This window comes from Paenibacillus sp. FSL P2-0322 (assembly GCF_037975315.1).
Taxonomy (GTDB): Bacteria; Bacillota; Bacilli; order Paenibacillales; family Paenibacillaceae; genus Paenibacillus; species Paenibacillus polymyxa_B.
Window position 1 is genome coordinate 1,710,866 of the sequence record NZ_CP150243.1, and the last position, 17,332, is coordinate 1,728,197.

General features: G+C 45.1%; 14 protein-coding genes. 13 read left to right on the forward strand and 1 reads right to left on the reverse strand.

The annotated features are described in order from the left end of the window. Nucleotides 1-136 precede the first annotated feature (136 nt). The 4 genes from MKY24_RS07530 (at nt 137) to MKY24_RS07545 (ending at nt 4,439) form a co-directional block, all read left to right on the forward strand. A complete protein-coding gene (locus MKY24_RS07530; RefSeq protein WP_023987756.1) occupies nt 137-1,675 on the forward strand; it encodes an ABC transporter ATP-binding protein in 1,539 nt (512 codons plus the stop codon). Beyond that, nucleotides 1,668-2,747, forward strand: coding sequence for an ABC transporter permease (locus tag MKY24_RS07535; protein WP_013309382.1), 1,080 nt, complete (start codon nt 1,668-1,670; stop codon nt 2,745-2,747). The genes MKY24_RS07530 and MKY24_RS07535 overlap by 8 nt, the downstream gene beginning before the upstream one ends. A gap of 1 nt (nt 2,748) precedes the next feature. Then, entirely contained in the window at nt 2,749-3,708 is a 960-nt protein-coding gene (locus MKY24_RS07540; protein ID WP_010349245.1) for an ABC transporter permease, read from the forward strand. A 383-nt stretch (nt 3,709-4,091) separates the two neighbouring features. Further along, entirely contained in the window at nt 4,092-4,439 is a 348-nt protein-coding gene (locus MKY24_RS07545) for a hypothetical protein (protein WP_023987757.1), read from the forward strand. Between the two features lie 34 nt (nt 4,440-4,473). On the opposite strand, the gene MKY24_RS07550 is transcribed toward MKY24_RS07545, so the two are convergent. Beyond that, nucleotides 4,474-4,914 (reverse strand): GNAT family N-acetyltransferase, encoded by a 441-nt coding sequence (locus MKY24_RS07550; protein WP_068940002.1) that lies wholly within the window; start codon nt 4,912-4,914, stop codon nt 4,474-4,476. Between the two features lie 613 nt (nt 4,915-5,527). Here MKY24_RS07550 and ilvB point away from each other — a divergent pair. The 9 genes from ilvB to MKY24_RS07595 all read left to right on the forward strand — a co-directional run bounded on the left by ilvB (nt 5,528) and on the right by MKY24_RS07595 (nt 17,326). Beyond that, nucleotides 5,528-7,273 carry a biosynthetic-type acetolactate synthase large subunit gene (gene ilvB, locus MKY24_RS07555; RefSeq protein WP_339201689.1) on the forward strand — a complete coding sequence of 582 codons (1,746 nt, stop codon included), beginning with the start codon at nt 5,528-5,530 and terminating at the stop codon, nt 7,271-7,273. A gap of 1 nt (nt 7,274) precedes the next feature. After that, nucleotides 7,275-7,760, forward strand: coding sequence for an acetolactate synthase small subunit (gene ilvN / locus MKY24_RS07560; RefSeq protein WP_023987760.1), 486 nt, complete (start codon nt 7,275-7,277; stop codon nt 7,758-7,760). Nucleotides 7,761-7,922: 162 nt separating this feature from the next. Continuing rightward, a complete protein-coding gene (gene ilvC / locus MKY24_RS07565; RefSeq protein ID WP_013309387.1) occupies nt 7,923-8,915 on the forward strand; it encodes a ketol-acid reductoisomerase in 993 nt (330 codons plus the stop codon). A gap of 124 nt (nt 8,916-9,039) precedes the next feature. Beyond that, nucleotides 9,040-10,581: a 2-isopropylmalate synthase gene (locus MKY24_RS07570; protein ID WP_025724101.1), complete on the forward strand. Its 1,542-nt coding sequence runs from the start codon at nt 9,040-9,042 to the stop codon at nt 10,579-10,581. Nucleotides 10,582-10,785: 204 nt separating this feature from the next. Beyond that, on the forward strand, nt 10,786-11,862 hold the full coding sequence (gene leuB / locus MKY24_RS07575; protein WP_023987762.1) for a 3-isopropylmalate dehydrogenase: 1,077 nt from the start codon (nt 10,786-10,788) through the stop codon (nt 11,860-11,862). A gap of 323 nt (nt 11,863-12,185) precedes the next feature. Then, complete coding sequence (locus MKY24_RS07580; RefSeq protein ID WP_023987763.1) at nt 12,186-12,725, forward strand: peroxiredoxin; 540 nt, start codon at nt 12,186-12,188, stop codon at nt 12,723-12,725. 260 nt (nt 12,726-12,985) lie between these two features. Further along, the gene (locus MKY24_RS07585; RefSeq protein ID WP_013309391.1) at nt 12,986-13,402 is read left to right on the forward strand and encodes a hypothetical protein; all 417 of its coding nucleotides are present in this window, start codon (nt 12,986-12,988) and stop codon (nt 13,400-13,402) included. A 337-nt stretch (nt 13,403-13,739) separates the two neighbouring features. Continuing rightward, complete coding sequence (locus tag MKY24_RS07590; protein WP_023987764.1) at nt 13,740-14,843, forward strand: ATP-binding protein; 1,104 nt, start codon at nt 13,740-13,742, stop codon at nt 14,841-14,843. Between the two features lie 341 nt (nt 14,844-15,184). Next, entirely contained in the window at nt 15,185-17,326 is a 2,142-nt protein-coding gene (locus MKY24_RS07595; protein WP_339201694.1) for an EAL domain-containing protein, read from the forward strand. Nucleotides 17,327-17,332 lie beyond the last annotated feature (6 nt).

Here is a 17,332-nt window from a genome sequence, read left to right on the forward strand (position 1 = left end):
GGCTTGAAGAACATATAGGTGGCGACAAGGCTGGTTCATAAGACTAGCCTTGTTCTTACGTCTGGAGTTATATGGATTATAACGGGCAAAATCAGCTCATTGGAGCACATACTATAAAGTGTATAAGGGTGATCTCATGGATGCAGCGACCCCCGTCGTTGAGTTAAAGCAAATTACAAAACGATTCCCCGGCATCGTTGCCAACGACTCCATCAGCATCAAGCTGCATAAGGGAGAAATTCATGCCCTTTTGGGTGAGAATGGCGCGGGTAAATCTACGCTTATGAATATTCTTTTCGGACTGTATCAGCCGGATGAAGGGACAATTGAAATCGGAGGTAAACCCGTACAGATTGATAGTCCAAATAAGGCGATTGATCTGGGGATTGGCATGGTGCATCAGCATTTTAAACTCGTACAGCCGTTTACCGTGACCGAAAATATTGTCCTGGGCTCGGAGCCACGTAAGGGTCTGAAAATCAATTATAAAAAGGCTGCCGCAGAAGTACAGCGGTTGTCTGAGCAGTACGGCCTTCAGGTAAATCCGAATGCCAAAATTGAGGATATATCTGTTGGTATGCAGCAACGTGTAGAAATTATTAAAACGCTCTATCGTGGTGCAGATATTCTGATTTTCGATGAGCCTACAGCTGTACTGACACCGCAGGAGATCACTGAGTTGCTGGACATTATGAAACGCTTGGTCGCTGAAGGCAAATCAATTATTCTTATTACTCATAAACTTAAAGAAATTATGCAAATTGCAGATACGGTTACGATCATTCGCAGAGGTCAGGTTATTGATACGGTCAAGACGTCTGAAACAACACCCAATGAGCTGGCTGAAAAAATGGTGGGCCGTCGTGTGTCCTTTAAAGTGGACAAGCAGCTTGCGCAACCAGGACAGACGGTACTGGAAATGAACAATGTAATTTCTAAAAACAAGGATGGCATTAATGTTCTAAATGAGTTGAACCTGCAGGTTAAGGCGGGCGAGATTTTGGGGATTGCCGGAGTAGATGGTAATGGACAGAGTGAGCTGATCGAAGCTTTGACAGGCTTACGCAAGGTGGATGGTGGGAGCATTCGTTTGCTCGGACAAGAGGTGGCCAATCAGCCACCACGCAAAATTTCAGAGGCAGGCGTTTCACATATACCGGAGGACCGTCATAAGCATGGGTTGGTGCTCGATTTTTCTATGAGTGAAAATATGGTGCTGGAGACGTATTACCAGGCGCCTTACAGTAAAAATGGCTTCTTGAACAAAGATGCTATAGAGAAACAGGCCAAAAGTCTTATCGAAAAGTTTGATGTAAGAACACCGGATATTCACACGAAGGCAAGAGCATTATCTGGTGGGAACCAGCAGAAGGCTATCATTGCGCGTGAAATTGATAAAAATCCAGACCTTCTCATTGCAGCACAGCCTACACGCGGTCTGGATGTCGGAGCTATTGAATTTGTCCAGAAACAACTGATTGCCCAACGGGACCAAGGTAAAGCTGTATTGCTCATATCTTTTGAACTGGACGAGATTATGAATGTATCCGACCGAATTGCTGTCATCTATGAGGGCAAGATTGTCGGGGAAGTGCTGCCAGAAGAAACGAATGACCAGGAACTGGGACTGATGATGGCAGGAAGTGCAGTGAAGAAAGGAGTAGAGAATGGCTAATCTATTGAAAATATTCACAAAAGACTCCTTTGTACTGGCGCTGGTCTCTATTATTTTGGGTCTCCTTCTGGGTGCTATTGTGATGCTGATTGGCGGGTATGACCCTATTGTGGCCTATTCTGCTTTGTTTAGCCGTGTATACGGAGATTCCTACAACTTTGGAGAGGCTATCCGTGAGATGACTCCGCTGATTTTAACGGGGTTGGCATTTGCTTTTGCGGCCCGCGCCGGTTTGTTTAATATCGGCGGCGAAGGTCAGTTTCTGGTAGGTATGACAGCTGCTTCGATTGTGGGCATTAAACTTCATGGGTTGCCAGCTATCATTCATGCACCGCTAGCTGTGATTGCAGGTGCAGTTTTCGGAGGTCTGTGGGCTGCGATTGCTGGCTATTTGAAGGCCAAACGAGGCGTTAATGAAGTTATTACATGTATTATGATGAACTGGATCGGTCTGTATTTGGCTAATTTGGTGATCAATCAGTTCGCACTTATGGATGGTGAAAATCGTTCTGTGGATATTCAGCCTTCTGCTTCAATTTCCATCGAATGGCTGTCCCAGATGATGGGGAATGCTCGGGTACATTGGGGCACAGTTATTGCTGTGCTGGCAGCAGTTTTTTTCTACATTTTCATGTGGAAAACAAAGCAGGGCTATGAGCTTCGGGCTGTCGGATTTAATCAGGATGCATCCCGTTATGCAGGTATGAATGTAAATCGTAATATCATAAAAGCGATGTTTATTAGTGGGGTTTTTGCCGGATTGGCAGGCGCCTTTGAAGTGCTGGGAGTATTCCATTATCAATCTGTCATGGCAGGATCACCGGGAACGGGTTTTGATGGTATCGCTGTAGCTCTGATTGGGATGAATAACCCATTCGGTGTGCTGCTCGGTTCTGTTTTGTTCGGAACGCTTACGTATGGTTCTGCGGGGATGAGCTTTAGCGCAGATGTACCGCCCGAGATTATCCGGGTTGTCATTGGCTCGATTATTTTCTTCATTGCGGCCCAAGGTATTGTACGTTGGGTTGTGAAGCCGCTCTACTCCAAGCGGAAGAAAGAGAAGGTGTTGTAAAATGAGTTGGTTAACACTTGGTGAATTAATCCATACAACGCTCGTTTTTGCGACGGCGATTATTTTTGCGTCTCTCGGCGGAGTTTTTTCAGAAAAATCCGGTGTAACGAACCTCGGGTTGGAAGGACTTATGGTATTTGGAGCGTTTGCAGCGGGTGTTGGCGGATTTTATGCCGAGCAAGCTGGACTAGGAGGCACCTCTGCGGCTTGGGTAGGTGTGCTGTCAGCTGCCGTGTTCGGTATTTTGGTTTCGCTAATTCATGCTGTAGCCTCTATTACGTTTAAAGCCGATCAGGTTATAAGCGGTATAGTTATTAACTTTCTGGCAGCAGGTAGTACACTGTACATGGTTAAGCTTTTATTTGAGGGAGATGGTGACACCGGTCGGATTCAGGGTTTTAACGAAATATCCATCCCTTACCTTGTGGATATCCCGATTGCAGGAAAAGCCTTTTTCCAAGCTTACCCAACGACATATTTAGCCATTCTATTAGTTATTATTGGCTATTTTACTTTGTATAAAACACCGTTTGGCTTACGTTTGCGTTCCGTTGGGGAGCATCCAGGAGCGGCCGATACAGTGGGAATTAAAGTAAATCGTCTTCGTTATATTGGTGTTATGATCAGTGGGGCGTTGGCTGGGATTGGTGGAGCTACAATTACTCTGACTACAACCAACATGTTCTCGCACAATACAGTTTCGGGGCAGGGATATATTGCTATTGCCGCTATGATTTTCGGTAAATGGAATCCGCTCGGCGCTTTTGGCGCAGCAGTGTTTTTTGGTTTTTCACAAGCCATTCGCAACTATGTGCAGCTGTTCGCATGGTCGCAAAGTATTCCCCAGGAAATTATTTTTATGTTGCCGTATCTCCTGACGATTATTGTACTGGTAGCGGCTGTCGGACGTTCACGCGCTCCGGCCGCTTTAGGTCAACTTTATGATCCAAGCAAGCGTTAAAACTTATAGACAGCTAATGTGCATGTTTTGAAAAATGTACATTGGTGTGAGGATTTTGCAAAAATCCCATAAGCGACTTCCAGTGAACAAGATATAGATCGAAATGGTTTAGTTCGTCTATATCTTGCACTTCGGAGCGACTGGAATCGAATTTCGCAAAATCCTGGTGTATAAAAATCTGGTATCTGCATGTGCAGGTACCAGATTTTTTTATATTGTGCAGGCATTTAAACATACGCTACTGGCATGAATGGAATAGACTGTGCTATGCAGATTGGACGGGACGCTCGGCCCCTGTCAGCTCCGGTCTATTTTGTGGTGGTGATGAGCTATCAAGGAGCCGTTCAATCTGTCCATCCGTTGAGAAAGAAGGAGGAAATACGATGAAACAGGCAGTAACCAGAAAGCAGGTGGAGAAGCTTGTCGGCAAAGTCATCTTTGCTACTCGCAAGGATGGTTCCCAGGTCAGCGGCAAGCTGATTCGCATTTCGGGTAACCGACTGGTTCTTCAACCAAACCGCAAGAAAAAGGTAAACACGAAGGCGATTATTCCTCTGGTGCTGTTTGACTTGCTTGCCATCGGCACAGCTCCATACATTGGTGCCTATGGTGGGGGATATGGAGGCTACGGTCCAGGTTATGGAGGACCAGGATATGGTCCGCAGCCAGGCCCGTATACAGACGGGGGATACCCCGGAGTAGGATATCCGTATTACCCTAATTTATTTTAGTCATACAAAATTTTGAGCCCGAAAAAGATACTTTTTACAGTGACTTTTCGAGTTCATGGCATCGGCTCAGAGCTACGTATCGCAGTATTTGATATTGATGACGCAGATAAAAATGGATCCCCCTGATATTGTCTTCGTCCACCATAACTTTAGCCCGCTTGCAGCGACGTAGTCGTCCGTAGTGTTCGGCATGCTCCAGCAGTTTTTTTCCGTATCGCATACCTTGATGAGCCGAAGAGATTGCGATCAAATCAATGTATAATAGTTCGCCATGCAGCATAACATGAATGAAGCCAACAACCTGTGCATTATCCGGTCTGCAAGCTACAAAAGTGATGCCCCGGTTTAAGCGCCGGGGTAATTCTTTGCGTATTTGTTCCATTTCTTGGGCACTTAAATGCGATAGGGGGACAAGCTCTTGCTCGATTAGGCGAAAGATGATGGTGTCATCTTGAGAGCTGCGTTTTCGAATCATAAACGGGCCTCCTTTTCTACCCTTTTAACAAGATAAGACGTGGCTTTGGAGGAGTACACTGTCTCACCGTGTGGTCTTTTTTATAATATGCGGGTACCTCTTACAAGCGTGCGACTCTGAGGTGCTTCAGAAAAGAAACATAAATTTTTATGAAATATGGGTATTGACTATCCCAGATGAGAGACATATAATGTGTCTAAACATTTGAAAGAATGACATGAACTCAACGGCAATGAAGAGGACGAAGTGATTAGGGCTCTTTTGTTCAGAGAGTGAGGCATTAGCTGCAAGCTTCACCAAAATCCCTTTTTAACGAGCTCACCTTGGAGCTGTTTTCCTGAAAAGTATTTGGGCCCGATGATATTAACGGTGCGCTGAATCACCTATTAGGGAAAATCGTACGGTCTACGTTACAGACGCCAGATATGGAGATCCTTTGCGATTTCTGTACCTGCCAAGGTTCGATATTGCGAAATATCGGGCAAACACGGGTGGTACCACGGAAGCTACAGCCTTTCGTCCCTCAGTAACAGCAAGTCTGTTCTAGGGATGAAAGGTTTTTTTGTTTTTACAAATGTCAGATGTATGTAAATTTTGTAAAGGAGGATGACCAATGAGTGCACAAATTCCTGAAGTTAGGTCAACCAATGAATTACGTGAAAAGTGGATGAAGCCTGAAGTGATTACAGGTTCGGAAATTTTACTCCGTAGCCTGTTGCTGGAGGGAGTAGATTGTGTCTTCGGATATCCAGGTGGTGCAGTGCTTTATATCTATGATGCCATGTATGGCTTTAAGGATTTCAAGCATGTCCTCACTCGTCACGAGCAAGGAGCTATTCATGCGGCAGATGGTTATGCACGGGCGAGCGGTAAAGTGGGCGTATGTATCGCGACTTCTGGACCTGGAGCGACAAACCTGGTAACTGGTATTGCGACAGCTTTTATGGATTCGGTGCCGTTGGTGGTCATCACGGGTAACGTTATATCTTCCCTGATCGGTACGGATGCTTTCCAGGAAGCCGATATCACGGGAATTACAATGCCGATTACGAAGCACAGCTATCTGGTAAGAGATGTAGAGGATCTGCCGCGAATCATCCATGAGGCATTTCATATTGCCAACACAGGGCGGAAGGGACCGGTGCTGATTGATATTCCGAAGGATATTTCCGCAGCCCAGACGTTGTTCGTTCCACAAACGGGACCAGTGACCATGCGGGGTTATAACCCGAAAGTGCTGCCCAACAAAATTCAACTAGACAAGCTAACTCAAGCTATTTCCGAAGCAGAACGTCCATTCATTCTGGCAGGTGGAGGAGTTGTATACTCCGGTGGACATGAAGCACTTTACGAGTTTGTTCGTAAAACGGAAATTCCTATTACGACAACATTGCTCGGATTGGGTGGTTTCCCAAGTGGACATGAACTGTGGACGGGGATGCCGGGGATGCATGGAACATACACCTCCAATCAGGCGATTCAACAGTCAGATCTGTTGATCTGTATCGGAGCCCGCTTCGATGATCGGGTAACAGGCAAGTTGGATGGGTTTGCTCCTCAAGCTAAAATCGTCCACATTGATATCGACCCTGCTGAAATTGGAAAAAATGTTGCAGCGGATATTCCTATCGTGGGTGACGTGAAGGCAGTGCTGGAATTGCTGAATCAGGATGTGAAACGCGCGGATCGAGCTGATGCATGGAGAGCGCAAATTCAGCGTTGGAAGAATGAGAAACCTTATTCTTATAAGGATTCTGAAACGGTGCTTAAACCACAATGGGTTGTTGAGTTGTTGGATGAAACGACCAAGGGCGGCGCAATCGTAACGACGGACGTGGGACAGCATCAAATGTGGGCAGCGCAGTATTACAAATTCAATCAGCCACGCTCATGGGTCACCTCTGGTGGACTCGGTACGATGGGATTTGGTTTCCCTTCTGCAATCGGTGCTCAGATGGCCAATCCCGACAGATTAGTAATATCGATTAACGGGGACGGCGGTATGCAGATGTGTTCGCAGGAATTAGCCATCTGTGCAATCAATAACATTCCGGTTAAAATCGTTATTATCAACAACCAGGTGCTTGGAATGGTTCGCCAATGGCAGGAATTGATCTATGACAATCGGTACAGTCACATTGACCTGGCTGGAAGTCCGGATTTTGTGAAACTTGCCGAAGCATACGGTGTCAAAGGGCTGCGTGCTACGAATAAGGAAGAGGCACGTCGGGCTTGGCAGGAGGCGCTTGATACACCCGGACCGGTCGTTGTCGAGTTTGTAGTCAGCAAGGAAGAGAATGTATATCCGATGGTGACGCAAGGTTCGACAATTGATCAAATGCTGATGGGGGACGAGTAAAATGACAACAAAAAATACCATTGCTGTACTGGTAAATGATCAACCCGGCGTTTTGCAACGTGTTTCCGGCCTGTTCGGTCGCCGAGGCTTTAACATTGAGAGCATAACTGTGGGACAATCGGAAGAAGTTGGATTATCCCGTATGGTCATTGTGACTGTAGGGGATGAGAACAACCTGGAGCAGATTGAAAAGCAGCTTTACAAGCTGGTTGATGTGATCAAGGTCATTGATCTCAGTTCCAAGCCGATGGTAGCTCGGGAATTGGCGATGATAAAGGTAAAGGCAGAACCGCCTCAGCGGCCAGAGATCATGGGCGTGGTAGAAACATTCAGAGCAGCTGTAATTGATGTTGGAACGACGAGCTTGATCGTACAGGTCATTGGCGATACAGAAAAAATTGATGCCATGATCGAGTTGTTGAAGCCTTACGGTATTCGGGAGTTGACTCGAACCGGGGTTACAGCTATGATACGTGGCAATGCTTAATATGGAGCTTTAACGAATTACCGCTTATAGCGCATTACATCAATAAAGAACCGCCCGCATAAGAGCGGGGGCTCGAAGAGATTTTTAGATACTAATCACGAGGGAAGTCTCTTGGAGTACCCGCTCATTATGAAGGGTCCAATTAAAAGGAGGAAATTAACCATGGCAGTTACAACGTACTACGAAAAAGATGCAGAACTCAGCGTATTGAAAGGAAAGACAGTGGCCGTTATCGGTTACGGTAGCCAAGGACATGCTCAGGCACAAAACTTGCGTGACAGTGGTGTGAATGTTGTTATTGGTTTGCGTGAAGGCAAATCAGCTGATGTCGCAAGAAACGACGGTTTCGAAGTTCTGAACGTAGCTGATGCAACAAGCCGTGCAGATGTGGTTCAAATTTTGTTACCTGATGAAACTCAAGCTTCTGTGTACAAAAATGAAATTGAACCTAACCTGAAAAAAGGCGCAGCTCTTTTGTTCTCCCATGGTTTCAACGTTCATTTTGGACAAATCGTAGCTCCTAAAGATAGCGATGTATTGCTGGTTGCTCCAAAATCCCCAGGACATATGGTACGTCGTACCTATGTAGAAGGGTTTGGGGTACCGGGGTTGATCGCAATTGAGCAGGACGCAACGGGTCAAGCCAAAGAAATCGGTCTTGCTTACGCAAAAGGCATTGGCTGTACACGTGCGGGCGTAATTGAAACCTCCTTCCGTGAAGAAACGGAGACGGATCTGTTCGGTGAGCAGGCGGTATTGTGTGGCGGCGTGAGCGCACTTGTAAAAGCGGGCTTTGAAACATTGACTGAAGCGGGGTATGCTCCTGAGATGGCATACTTTGAATGCTTGCATGAGCTTAAGCTGATCGTTGACCTGATGTATGAAGGTGGATTGGCAACGATGCGTGATTCCATCAGTAATACAGCGGAATATGGCGATTATGTAACTGGACCACGCGTGGTAACGGAAGATACGAAGAAAGCCATGAAGGATGTATTGACTGACATTCAACAAGGTAAATTTGCTCGTGACTTCATCCTTGAAAATCAATCTGGACGTGCATTCCTGACGGCTACTCGTCGTAATGAAGCTAACCATCCGATTGAAGTGGTGGGCGGACAATTGCGTGAAATGATGCATTGGATCAAAAAGTAATAATCTTTTGTACTATGAACTCGACAACATGAATTATTTATAAATATTAATTACAATGCGGCCCTGCTTATTGCGTGAGCCGCATTGTAATTTAAGGGTCCTAATCCTGAGGAGGTGCGTTAGGTTGCGCAAAATATATATATTTGACACAACGTTGAGAGACGGAGAACAGTCACCTGGCGTGAACTTGAATACTCGTGAGAAAGTGGAGATCGCTCATCAGTTGGAGAAGCTGGGAATCGATCGTATGGAGGCTGGGTTCCCGGCTGCTTCTCCGGGTGATCTGGCGGCTGTTAATGCAGTAGCAAAAGCTGTAAAAAATTCGACGGTTATTGGCCTTTCACGTGCAAGGGAACAGGATATTGATGCGGTTCGCGAGGCACTCAAGGGAGCTCAGGACCCGTGTATCCATATCTTTTTGGCAACTTCTCCTATTCACCGTCAGCACAAGCTGCGGATGGAGAAGGCACAGGTATTGGAAACCGCTCGTGCTGCCATACGCTATGGGTTGAAATATTTGCCTAAAGTGGAGTTTTCTTTGGAGGATGCAGGTCGTACAGAGCTTGATTTTGTGGTTGAAATGGTCACTATGGCTGTACAAGAAGGGGCTTCTGTCGTCAATATTCCAGATACGGTAGGTTACTTGACACCCTACGAGTATGGAAATATATTCAAACACATTAAGGAAAATGTGGTCGATGTGGAGAAGATTCAATTGAGTGCACATTGCCACAATGACCTGGGAATGGCTACCGCTAATACACTTGCTGCCATTCTGAACGGTGCGGATCAGATTGAGGGAACCATTAACGGTATCGGTGAACGCGCTGGGAACACGGCCATTGAGGAAATCGCCATGGCACTGGAGACGAGACAGGAATTTTTTCAGGCCAAAACGTCTCTGCAATTGTCTGAAATTGCGCGCACGAGCCGTTTGGTTAGCCGTTTGACGGGGATGGTAGTGCCGGGCAACAAGGCGATTGTTGGAGCCAATGCTTTTGCGCACGAATCAGGTATTCATCAAGACGGTATGCTGAAAGAGAAAACGACCTATGAAATCATGACACCAGAAAGTATCGGTCTGAAAGAAAGCAAGCTGGTACTCGGTAAGCACTCAGGTCGTCATGCTTTCCGTGAGCGTTTGATCGAGTTGGGCTACGAATTGAACGAAGAAGATCTGAATCGCGCTTTTGGGCAGTTCAAGGATTTGGCTGATAAGAAGAAGGAAGTTTCGGACGATGATATTTTGGCATTGCTGGAAGAAAAATTGGCCGATGCACCTGAAGTTTTCAAGCTGGAAACCATCTTTGTTACCTATGGGAACAAGGCTACGCCTTCCGCACAAGTGCGTCTGGTTAACGATGAAGGTCAGGTTATCGAGACAGAAGCTGAAGGAAATGGTTCAGTCGATGCGATCTATAATGCGATTGACCAAGCCAGCAGCGAGAGCGTTGTACTTTCAGATTACTCCATCAAGTCTGTTACCCATGGTAAGGACGCTCTGGGTGAAGTCCATGTAGTACTGACGCAAAACGGACTGTCTGTACAGGGACGCGGGGTAAGCACCGATATTCTGGAAGCAAGTGCTCGGGCTTACGTGGATGCGCTGAATGGTTTGATCGACAAGCGTAAAAACTACAGTAATCGCGTAGATTATAAATCCTAATTTTATGCGGACTTAAGAGTTGGATATATACAGGATCGGGTGTTTCCGGTCCTGTTTTCTTTTTCTCTGATGAAAAAACAAGCTTATAGGCTGTGCCTATTGAATTGATAGATTCTATATCTTGGTCAAAGCCCTGCCATGTATGTTACAAAGAAGGTATGAAAAATACAGTTGTATAGCTGTATAACAAGAGGAGTGTACGTGATGGCAGACGTTAAAAAGATTGCGGTAATAGCGGGAGATGGAATTGGACCGGAAGTGGTCGCAGAGGCAGAAAAAATTTTGAAACGTACGGAAGAAGTGTTCGGCCTTTCATTTGAAACGGAGCATGCGCTGTTCGGCGGGATTGCGATTGATAAGAAGGGCACACCATTGCCAGAAGAAACACTGGCAGTATGTCAAACTGCAGATGCCGTTCTGCTGGGAGCGGTAGGAGGACCACAATGGGACAACAATCCAAAGGAACTTCGTCCTGAAACTGGACTGCTGGGCATTCGTAAAGAGCTCGGTCTGTTTTCGAATCTTCGTCCTGCTGTCGTCTTTGACTGTCTCAAGGACGCATCTACATTGAAACCGGAAGTGTTGGAAGGAACGGACCTGATCGTGGTGCGCGAACTGACGGGCGGCATTTATTTCGGCGAGAAGTTCAGACGAGAAAGTCCTCAAGGTGAGGAAGCAGTTGATACTTGTGCATATAATGTAACGGAAGTAGAGCGTATTGTGCGCCAATCTTTCGAAATTGCACAAAAACGTCGCAAAAAACTTGCATCGGTGGATAAGGCTAATGTACTGGAAACCTCCCGTTTATGGCGTGAAGTAGTTAACCGGGTTGCTGTAGACTACCCGGATGTCGAGTTGGAGCATGTATTGGTCGATAACTGTGCCATGCAATTGCTGCGTCGTCCATCTAGCTTTGACGTCATCGTGACGGAAAATATGTTTGGTGACATTCTCAGTGATGAAGCGGCTATGCTGACCGGATCCATCGGCATGCTCTCCTCCGCATCACTTGGACAAGGCAGCTTCGGCCTATACGAGCCGGTACATGGATCGGCGCCTGACATTGCAGGTCAAGGACTGGCGAATCCCATTGCAACGATTTTGTCCGTTGCTTTGATGTTCCGTCTCACCTTCGGGTACGAGAAGGCAGCTGATGCCATTGAGAAAGCGGTAGCTGAGGTACTGGATGCAGGGCACCGTACGGCGGATATTGCGGTGGATAAATCTCAAGCGATCTCGACAACTCAAATGGGCGATCTGATCGCAGCAGCTATTCGTTAAAAGCTTTGTAAATGTACCCGTTCTGAAAAAAAAAGCTTCCTATTATATAGTAAGGTTATACAGTACAGCCTTTTCTGCAGATGTTTAGCACAGTAGCTCCTGAGCAATCAGGAGCTACTTGTATATTCGAAAGTTCAAAATGTGAATAAGTTGTGAATTTTCGAGCTAGTTTAAAATAATTATAAAAAAGTAATGGTTACAATATTGACTTTGATTTCAGCGAATGATAACATTTATCAAGTAAGTTGTTCATTACAATACAGATGATTGAGGAAAGCACATTCGGTGTTTTTCTTACATATTTTAAAGGAGGATTTCATATTATGGCAGAAAGATTGGTAGGAAGACCTGCCCCTGATTTTGCATTGGAAACAGTGACTGGAGACGGTCAAGAATTTGGTTCGGTGAAGCTTTCCGATTACCGTGGCAAGTGGCTCGTATTTTTCTTCTATCCACTGGATTTCACTTTTGTGTGCCCTACGGAAATTACAGCATTGAGCGATGCTGCTGACCAATTCAAAGAGCTGGATACTGAAATTCTGGGTATCAGTGTAGACTCCGTGCACAGCCACAAAGCATGGATTAACACAGCTAAAGAAAACAACGGTCTGGGCAAACTGAACTTCCCATTGGCTTCTGACATCACGAAAAAAACAGCAAGCGATTATGGTGTTCTGATCGAAGAAGAAGGCGTTGCATTGCGCGGTTTGTTCATCATTGATCCAGAAGGCGAATTGAAATATCAAGTGGTTAACCACAACGACGTAGGCCGCAGTGTGGAAGAAACTTTGCGTGTACTGCAAGCTTTGCAATCCGGTGGCTTGTGCCCAATGAACTGGAAACCAGGCGATCAAAATCTGTAATATAAGCTTCACAAGTTGAAATTAAACAAGCAAGCCCCCAACTAGCGGTTACTCTTCCGTTATTGGGGGCTTGCTTGCCTGCTCTGTGCAGCGGAAGATGTGAGGATAGCCTGTTTGAATGAGACAATACAGAGTGAAGTAACAAATAATTATGGAAATGTTGTTGTGTTCTGGAGGAATTTTGCCTGATGAAAGCGAATAAGGTATTGTAGAAGATAAACAAGGCAGAACAGGTTTTGTTCAGAGGAGGCTGAGCCCGGATGAGTTATTGCTGTGGAGCAAGCATGGTAGGAACCAAGGGAACGCTGAAGCATTACCGCACCCAAGTTCATAATGTTCCTTTGCTGTTTTGCCCGGTATGTCGTCGCATTGAAGTTCATTATAAAGTCGAAAATGAGTATGAAATTTTGGCTGAATATGCACATGGAGATGGGGCAACCGAGATTGATTTTCAGGATTATGTCATGGAAGACGATGATACGATATTTGAAAATTGTGTGAATCGTGAAAGTGAAGATGCGTTTGAAATTGTGAAGCGTCAAATTGACATATCCCTGGATTTATTGATGGTAGCCAAACAGATGAATGATGAAAAATGGCAGGGAGAGCTTAAGAGAAGACTGGCCGTTATGAGCCAAAGACGATCCCGGCTTCAACATAATAAGAGCGGCAGTTGACATCCTACACACCAAAGAAGCTCTCAATTCTGGAGAGCTTCTTTGGTGTGTAGGGCGCTTGTTCCTAACGTAATCTTTCATTTTGGTAATGTTGCGCAGATATTATGACGAAAGAAAACAGGATAAAAATGTGGATTCGACACTTTTTCCGATTGACTGCGATCCTTAATCTTGTCTATCATAAAATAAGACTCGAATTGGAAACAGATGGTCGGATTTCTGTGAAACTGTTTTCTACACCATTGAAGGGTAGTCGATAGATGCCTTTCTCTTCTTCAAGATTATTACGCGTCCGATACGGCCAGTTTGTCATTCCGAAACAAGGGGGAAGCCTGGCATGATCAGTGAATTCCAAGAAGCCTTGCTTGATACCGTGGGAGCTTGTCCTTCCACACAGATCGCCAATAACAAGTATGAAAATGTGCTGGAGAACCTGGATAGTGGTATCATGCTGTTTGACAGTGACGGGGTACTGACCTTTATTAACGTGCAAATGGCGAAATTGCTGGAGCTACCACGGAGTTCGCTAGCAGGTCGCAATTTGATGCAAATTTTGCATCATCCTGAGTTAAGTCGGTTTAAGAAGAAGAAAATCATGCGGATTTATAAAGAAACTATCTTTCATAGAAAGCGCTATCATGAGTTGATTGATGAGTATGGTCGGCATTGGTTGATAACAGTGACCTACGGTGATCAGATGGATGGCGATTTTTTGTTTAGCGTCAAGGATGTGTCGGATTATAAGCAGATTGAGCAGACGGCGTATCAAAACGATAAGCTGGCGATGCTGGGACGCATCTCTGCCTCTATCGCCCATGAAATCCGTAACCCGCTTACCGCAATCCGGGGCTTTATTCAATTGCTTCGACCGCATTTGGTGGAGTTGGGCAGGGATGAGTATGCTCGGATTATATTAACAGAGATTGATCGTGCGAACGACATTATTTATGAGTTCTTAAATTCGTCCAAGCCTTCGGCTCCGCAAAAAACGGCTGTATCTGTGATGGGGCTACTGAAAGAGGTAGTGATGCTGACAGAAAGCGAAGCATTGATGAAGGGTTGCCAGATTGCATTGGATGAAAATGATGAGCTCATGAAGGTTTCCATTGACGTGAAGCAGATTAAGCAGGTTATCCTCAATATGATTAAAAATGCGATGGATGCCATTGAAAGCATCGGTGGGGAACGAGAGGGCTGCATCGATATCCATACAGTGCTTGAGGGCAATTATGTTCACATTTGTATTGAAGATAACGGATTAGGTATGGATCACAATACATTGGCGCGTTTATTTGATCCTTTTTTTACAACAAAAGAAAGTGGAACCGGATTGGGACTGGCTGTGAGCTATCGAATTATCAAAAATCACGGAGGCTTCATACATGTAGACAGTAAACATGGAAGTGGCACACAATTTAAAATTACGCTTCCTGTAGTTTAATATGGGGAGGTTTTCGCAGAGGGGTCCTGTACATACTATTTCTTTTATGTTGTGCAGCGTTGGGGTATAGGTATCACCTTTTTGGAAAAGGTTGTCTGAAGCGCATAATCTGACAAGATGATGCGCTTTTTTGGTGCTGTAAGCTCGGTTATTTGCGTAAATGCGAAAATGAATTCACGAATTTAAGACAAAAAAATGATTCACCTTTCACAGATTAAATGCTATTATATACCAGAATACAACATTATTTTTGATACTATAGACTTAAACAACGGCTTCCAAAGCTGTCAAACGTCTTAGATGATCGGAATCTCCGATATGCAGGGGGCTGAAGAGGCTGAATGAGTATACGGCTGGAAGTAAAAAAAACGATAGGTATCGGCATTGCTTCGATAGTTTTGTTTGTCTTGGTTCAGTTATTTCACGTAACTTTGAATAAGATATACTCCCATAATGTTTTTTTCTTGTTATATCCGATTGTAGGATTTGCCTGTGCTGCGATTTGTTTTTCTATTTTTTATCAATCCTGGTCCGTTTTACTGGAACAGTTATCTTTGCAGAGGCTTCTTATTGCCCCGACGTTTTTGGTGGCTGGTCTGCTTTACCTTGTTCATATTGTTTCGTTTAGTTTCGTAAGCCTGACGGACTTTGCTTTGTCTCCGGGTATTTCGTTATGGCTGCTGTTTGTAAATCGTGCCTTTACCGCTGTCTTGCTCTTATGTGTTTGTTTCCTTCCGTTTAGCAAGACGAAGTCTGAATACAAAACAGTGGCTTTGTGGGCGGGGATAGGCTGCACTTTGCTGATTCTAGGAGTTATTAAGACATTTGGTGCAGGCTTACCGGATCTACGTATACGATACGAAATAGGCAACCTGGGCTGGACGTTAAATCTGGCTGTGATGTTACTGCTTGTGCTCACTTTTATTTTCGGGGTGAGAAAATATCGGAAAGCCCGCCCGGCAGAGTTGGGCATGTTGCTTATTATTCGTGGGATTGGGCTGTGTGTTGTGAGTCAGTTGTTCTATTTATTTGCTGAGCAAATGAGCGATATTAATCACCTTCTGGGACTTTTGACCAACGCGATAGCATTTTATAATATGTTGAGCGGGCTGGTTCGGTTGATGGTTCTGGTTCCTTATCGTGAAAAGCAGGCAGCAGAATCTGAGTTTAATCACATTGCTTATAATGATGATATAACAGGACTCCCCAATCGTCGTCGCCTTTCCCAACGCTTAGATAAAATATTGTGCAAATCATTAAAATCGGATGAGACAATAGCGCTTTTAGTGCTAAATATTGATCGTTTCAAGGCGATTAATGATTCGCTTGGACATATGGCAGGGAATTATTTGCTGTATGCAGTAGGCGAACGCTTGGGGCATTTTAGCCATGAAGGGGAAGCTGTCTTTAGCATGGGCGGAGATGAATTTGCCTTTCTTCTAACGGGATACGAAGATACAGATGCTATGAGAAATCGTATTGATGATATGGTGAAGCTGTTCGATCAGCCTTTCGATATTGATGGAGAGTCTTATCATGTGACGGTGAGCGTTGGTATAGCTTTATACCCGTTGGATGCGAATCAGAGTGAACAGCTTATTCAGCAGGCGGATACGGCTGTCCATAGTGCCAAAGAGCAGGGAGTGAATTTTCAGCGGTATGCCAGCGCGATGCAGATGCGAGCGCATGAAAGACTCCAGCTGGAAAATGATCTGCGGCGAGCACTTGAAAATGAGGAATTTTCATTGGTGTATCAACCACGTGTCCACCTGCAAAGTGGTGAGCTCACGAGTTTGGAGGCGCTGGTGCGCTGGAATCATCCTCATCGTGGGATGGTGATGCCGGGCGATTTTATTCCGGTGGCTGAAGAAAGTGGTTTAATTGTGCCCTTGGGAGAATGGGTGTTACGGGAGGCTTGTCTGCAAAATAAGCAGTGGCAGGAGCTCGGGTACCCACCAATCCCGATTTCGGTCAATTTATCCATGCGCCAATTTCAGCAAAAAAAGCTGGTGGATGTAATTCGGGGCATTTTGACCTATACGGAACTTGAAGCACGCTATCTAGAGCTGGAGATTACCGAAAGTATGACCTTTGATAAGGATCGGGCCTTTGAACAGTTGAAAAAAATAAAGGCTATTGGTGTCGCAATCAGTATTGATGATTTTGGAACTGGCTATAGCTCATTGCATTATTTGAAGAATCTCCCGATAGATCGTCTAAAAATTGACCGTTCCTTTGTAAATGAGGTACTGGTCGACAGCAAAAATGCGGCAATTGTATCTACTATTGCTTCCATGGCTCACCATTTGAAGCTGAAGGTTACGGCTGAAGGGGTGGAAAATGAGGAGCAACTTCATTTTTTGCAGGCACAGGATTGTCATGAGGGTCAGGGATATTACTTTAGTCGCCCCATTCCGGCAGAAGTCTTTGAAAAATTGTTTTTACGTAAACCTATGAATTGGCTGGCTCAGGATAGTTTGTAGTATGCT

Bases quoted from the DNA above. Each gene is read 5' to 3' on its own strand.
- MKY24_RS07590 (WP_023987764.1), top strand. From the start codon at position 13,740: ATGATCAGTGAATTCCAAGAAGCCTTGCTTGATACCGTGGGAGCTTGT.
- ilvN (WP_023987760.1), top strand. From the start codon at position 7,275: ATGACAACAAAAAATACCATTGCTGTACTGGTAAATGATCAACCCGGC.
- MKY24_RS07580 (WP_023987763.1), top strand. From the start codon at position 12,186: ATGGCAGAAAGATTGGTAGGAAGACCTGCCCCTGATTTTGCATTGGAA.
- ilvC (WP_013309387.1), top strand. From the start codon at position 7,923: ATGGCAGTTACAACGTACTACGAAAAAGATGCAGAACTCAGCGTATTG.
- MKY24_RS07545 (WP_023987757.1), top strand. From the start codon at position 4,092: ATGAAACAGGCAGTAACCAGAAAGCAGGTGGAGAAGCTTGTCGGCAAA.
- MKY24_RS07585 (WP_013309391.1), top strand. From the start codon at position 12,986: ATGAGTTATTGCTGTGGAGCAAGCATGGTAGGAACCAAGGGAACGCTG.
- MKY24_RS07530 (WP_023987756.1), top strand. From the start codon at position 137: ATGGATGCAGCGACCCCCGTCGTTGAGTTAAAGCAAATTACAAAACGA.
- ilvB (WP_339201689.1), top strand. From the start codon at position 5,528: ATGAGTGCACAAATTCCTGAAGTTAGGTCAACCAATGAATTACGTGAA.
- leuB (WP_023987762.1), top strand. From the start codon at position 10,786: ATGGCAGACGTTAAAAAGATTGCGGTAATAGCGGGAGATGGAATTGGA.
- MKY24_RS07540 (WP_010349245.1), top strand. From the start codon at position 2,749: ATGAGTTGGTTAACACTTGGTGAATTAATCCATACAACGCTCGTTTTT.
- MKY24_RS07550 (WP_068940002.1), bottom strand. From the start codon at position 4,914: ATGATTCGAAAACGCAGCTCTCAAGATGACACCATCATCTTTCGCCTA.
- MKY24_RS07535 (WP_013309382.1), top strand. From the start codon at position 1,668: ATGGCTAATCTATTGAAAATATTCACAAAAGACTCCTTTGTACTGGCG.
- MKY24_RS07595 (WP_339201694.1), top strand. From the start codon at position 15,185: ATGAGTATACGGCTGGAAGTAAAAAAAACGATAGGTATCGGCATTGCT.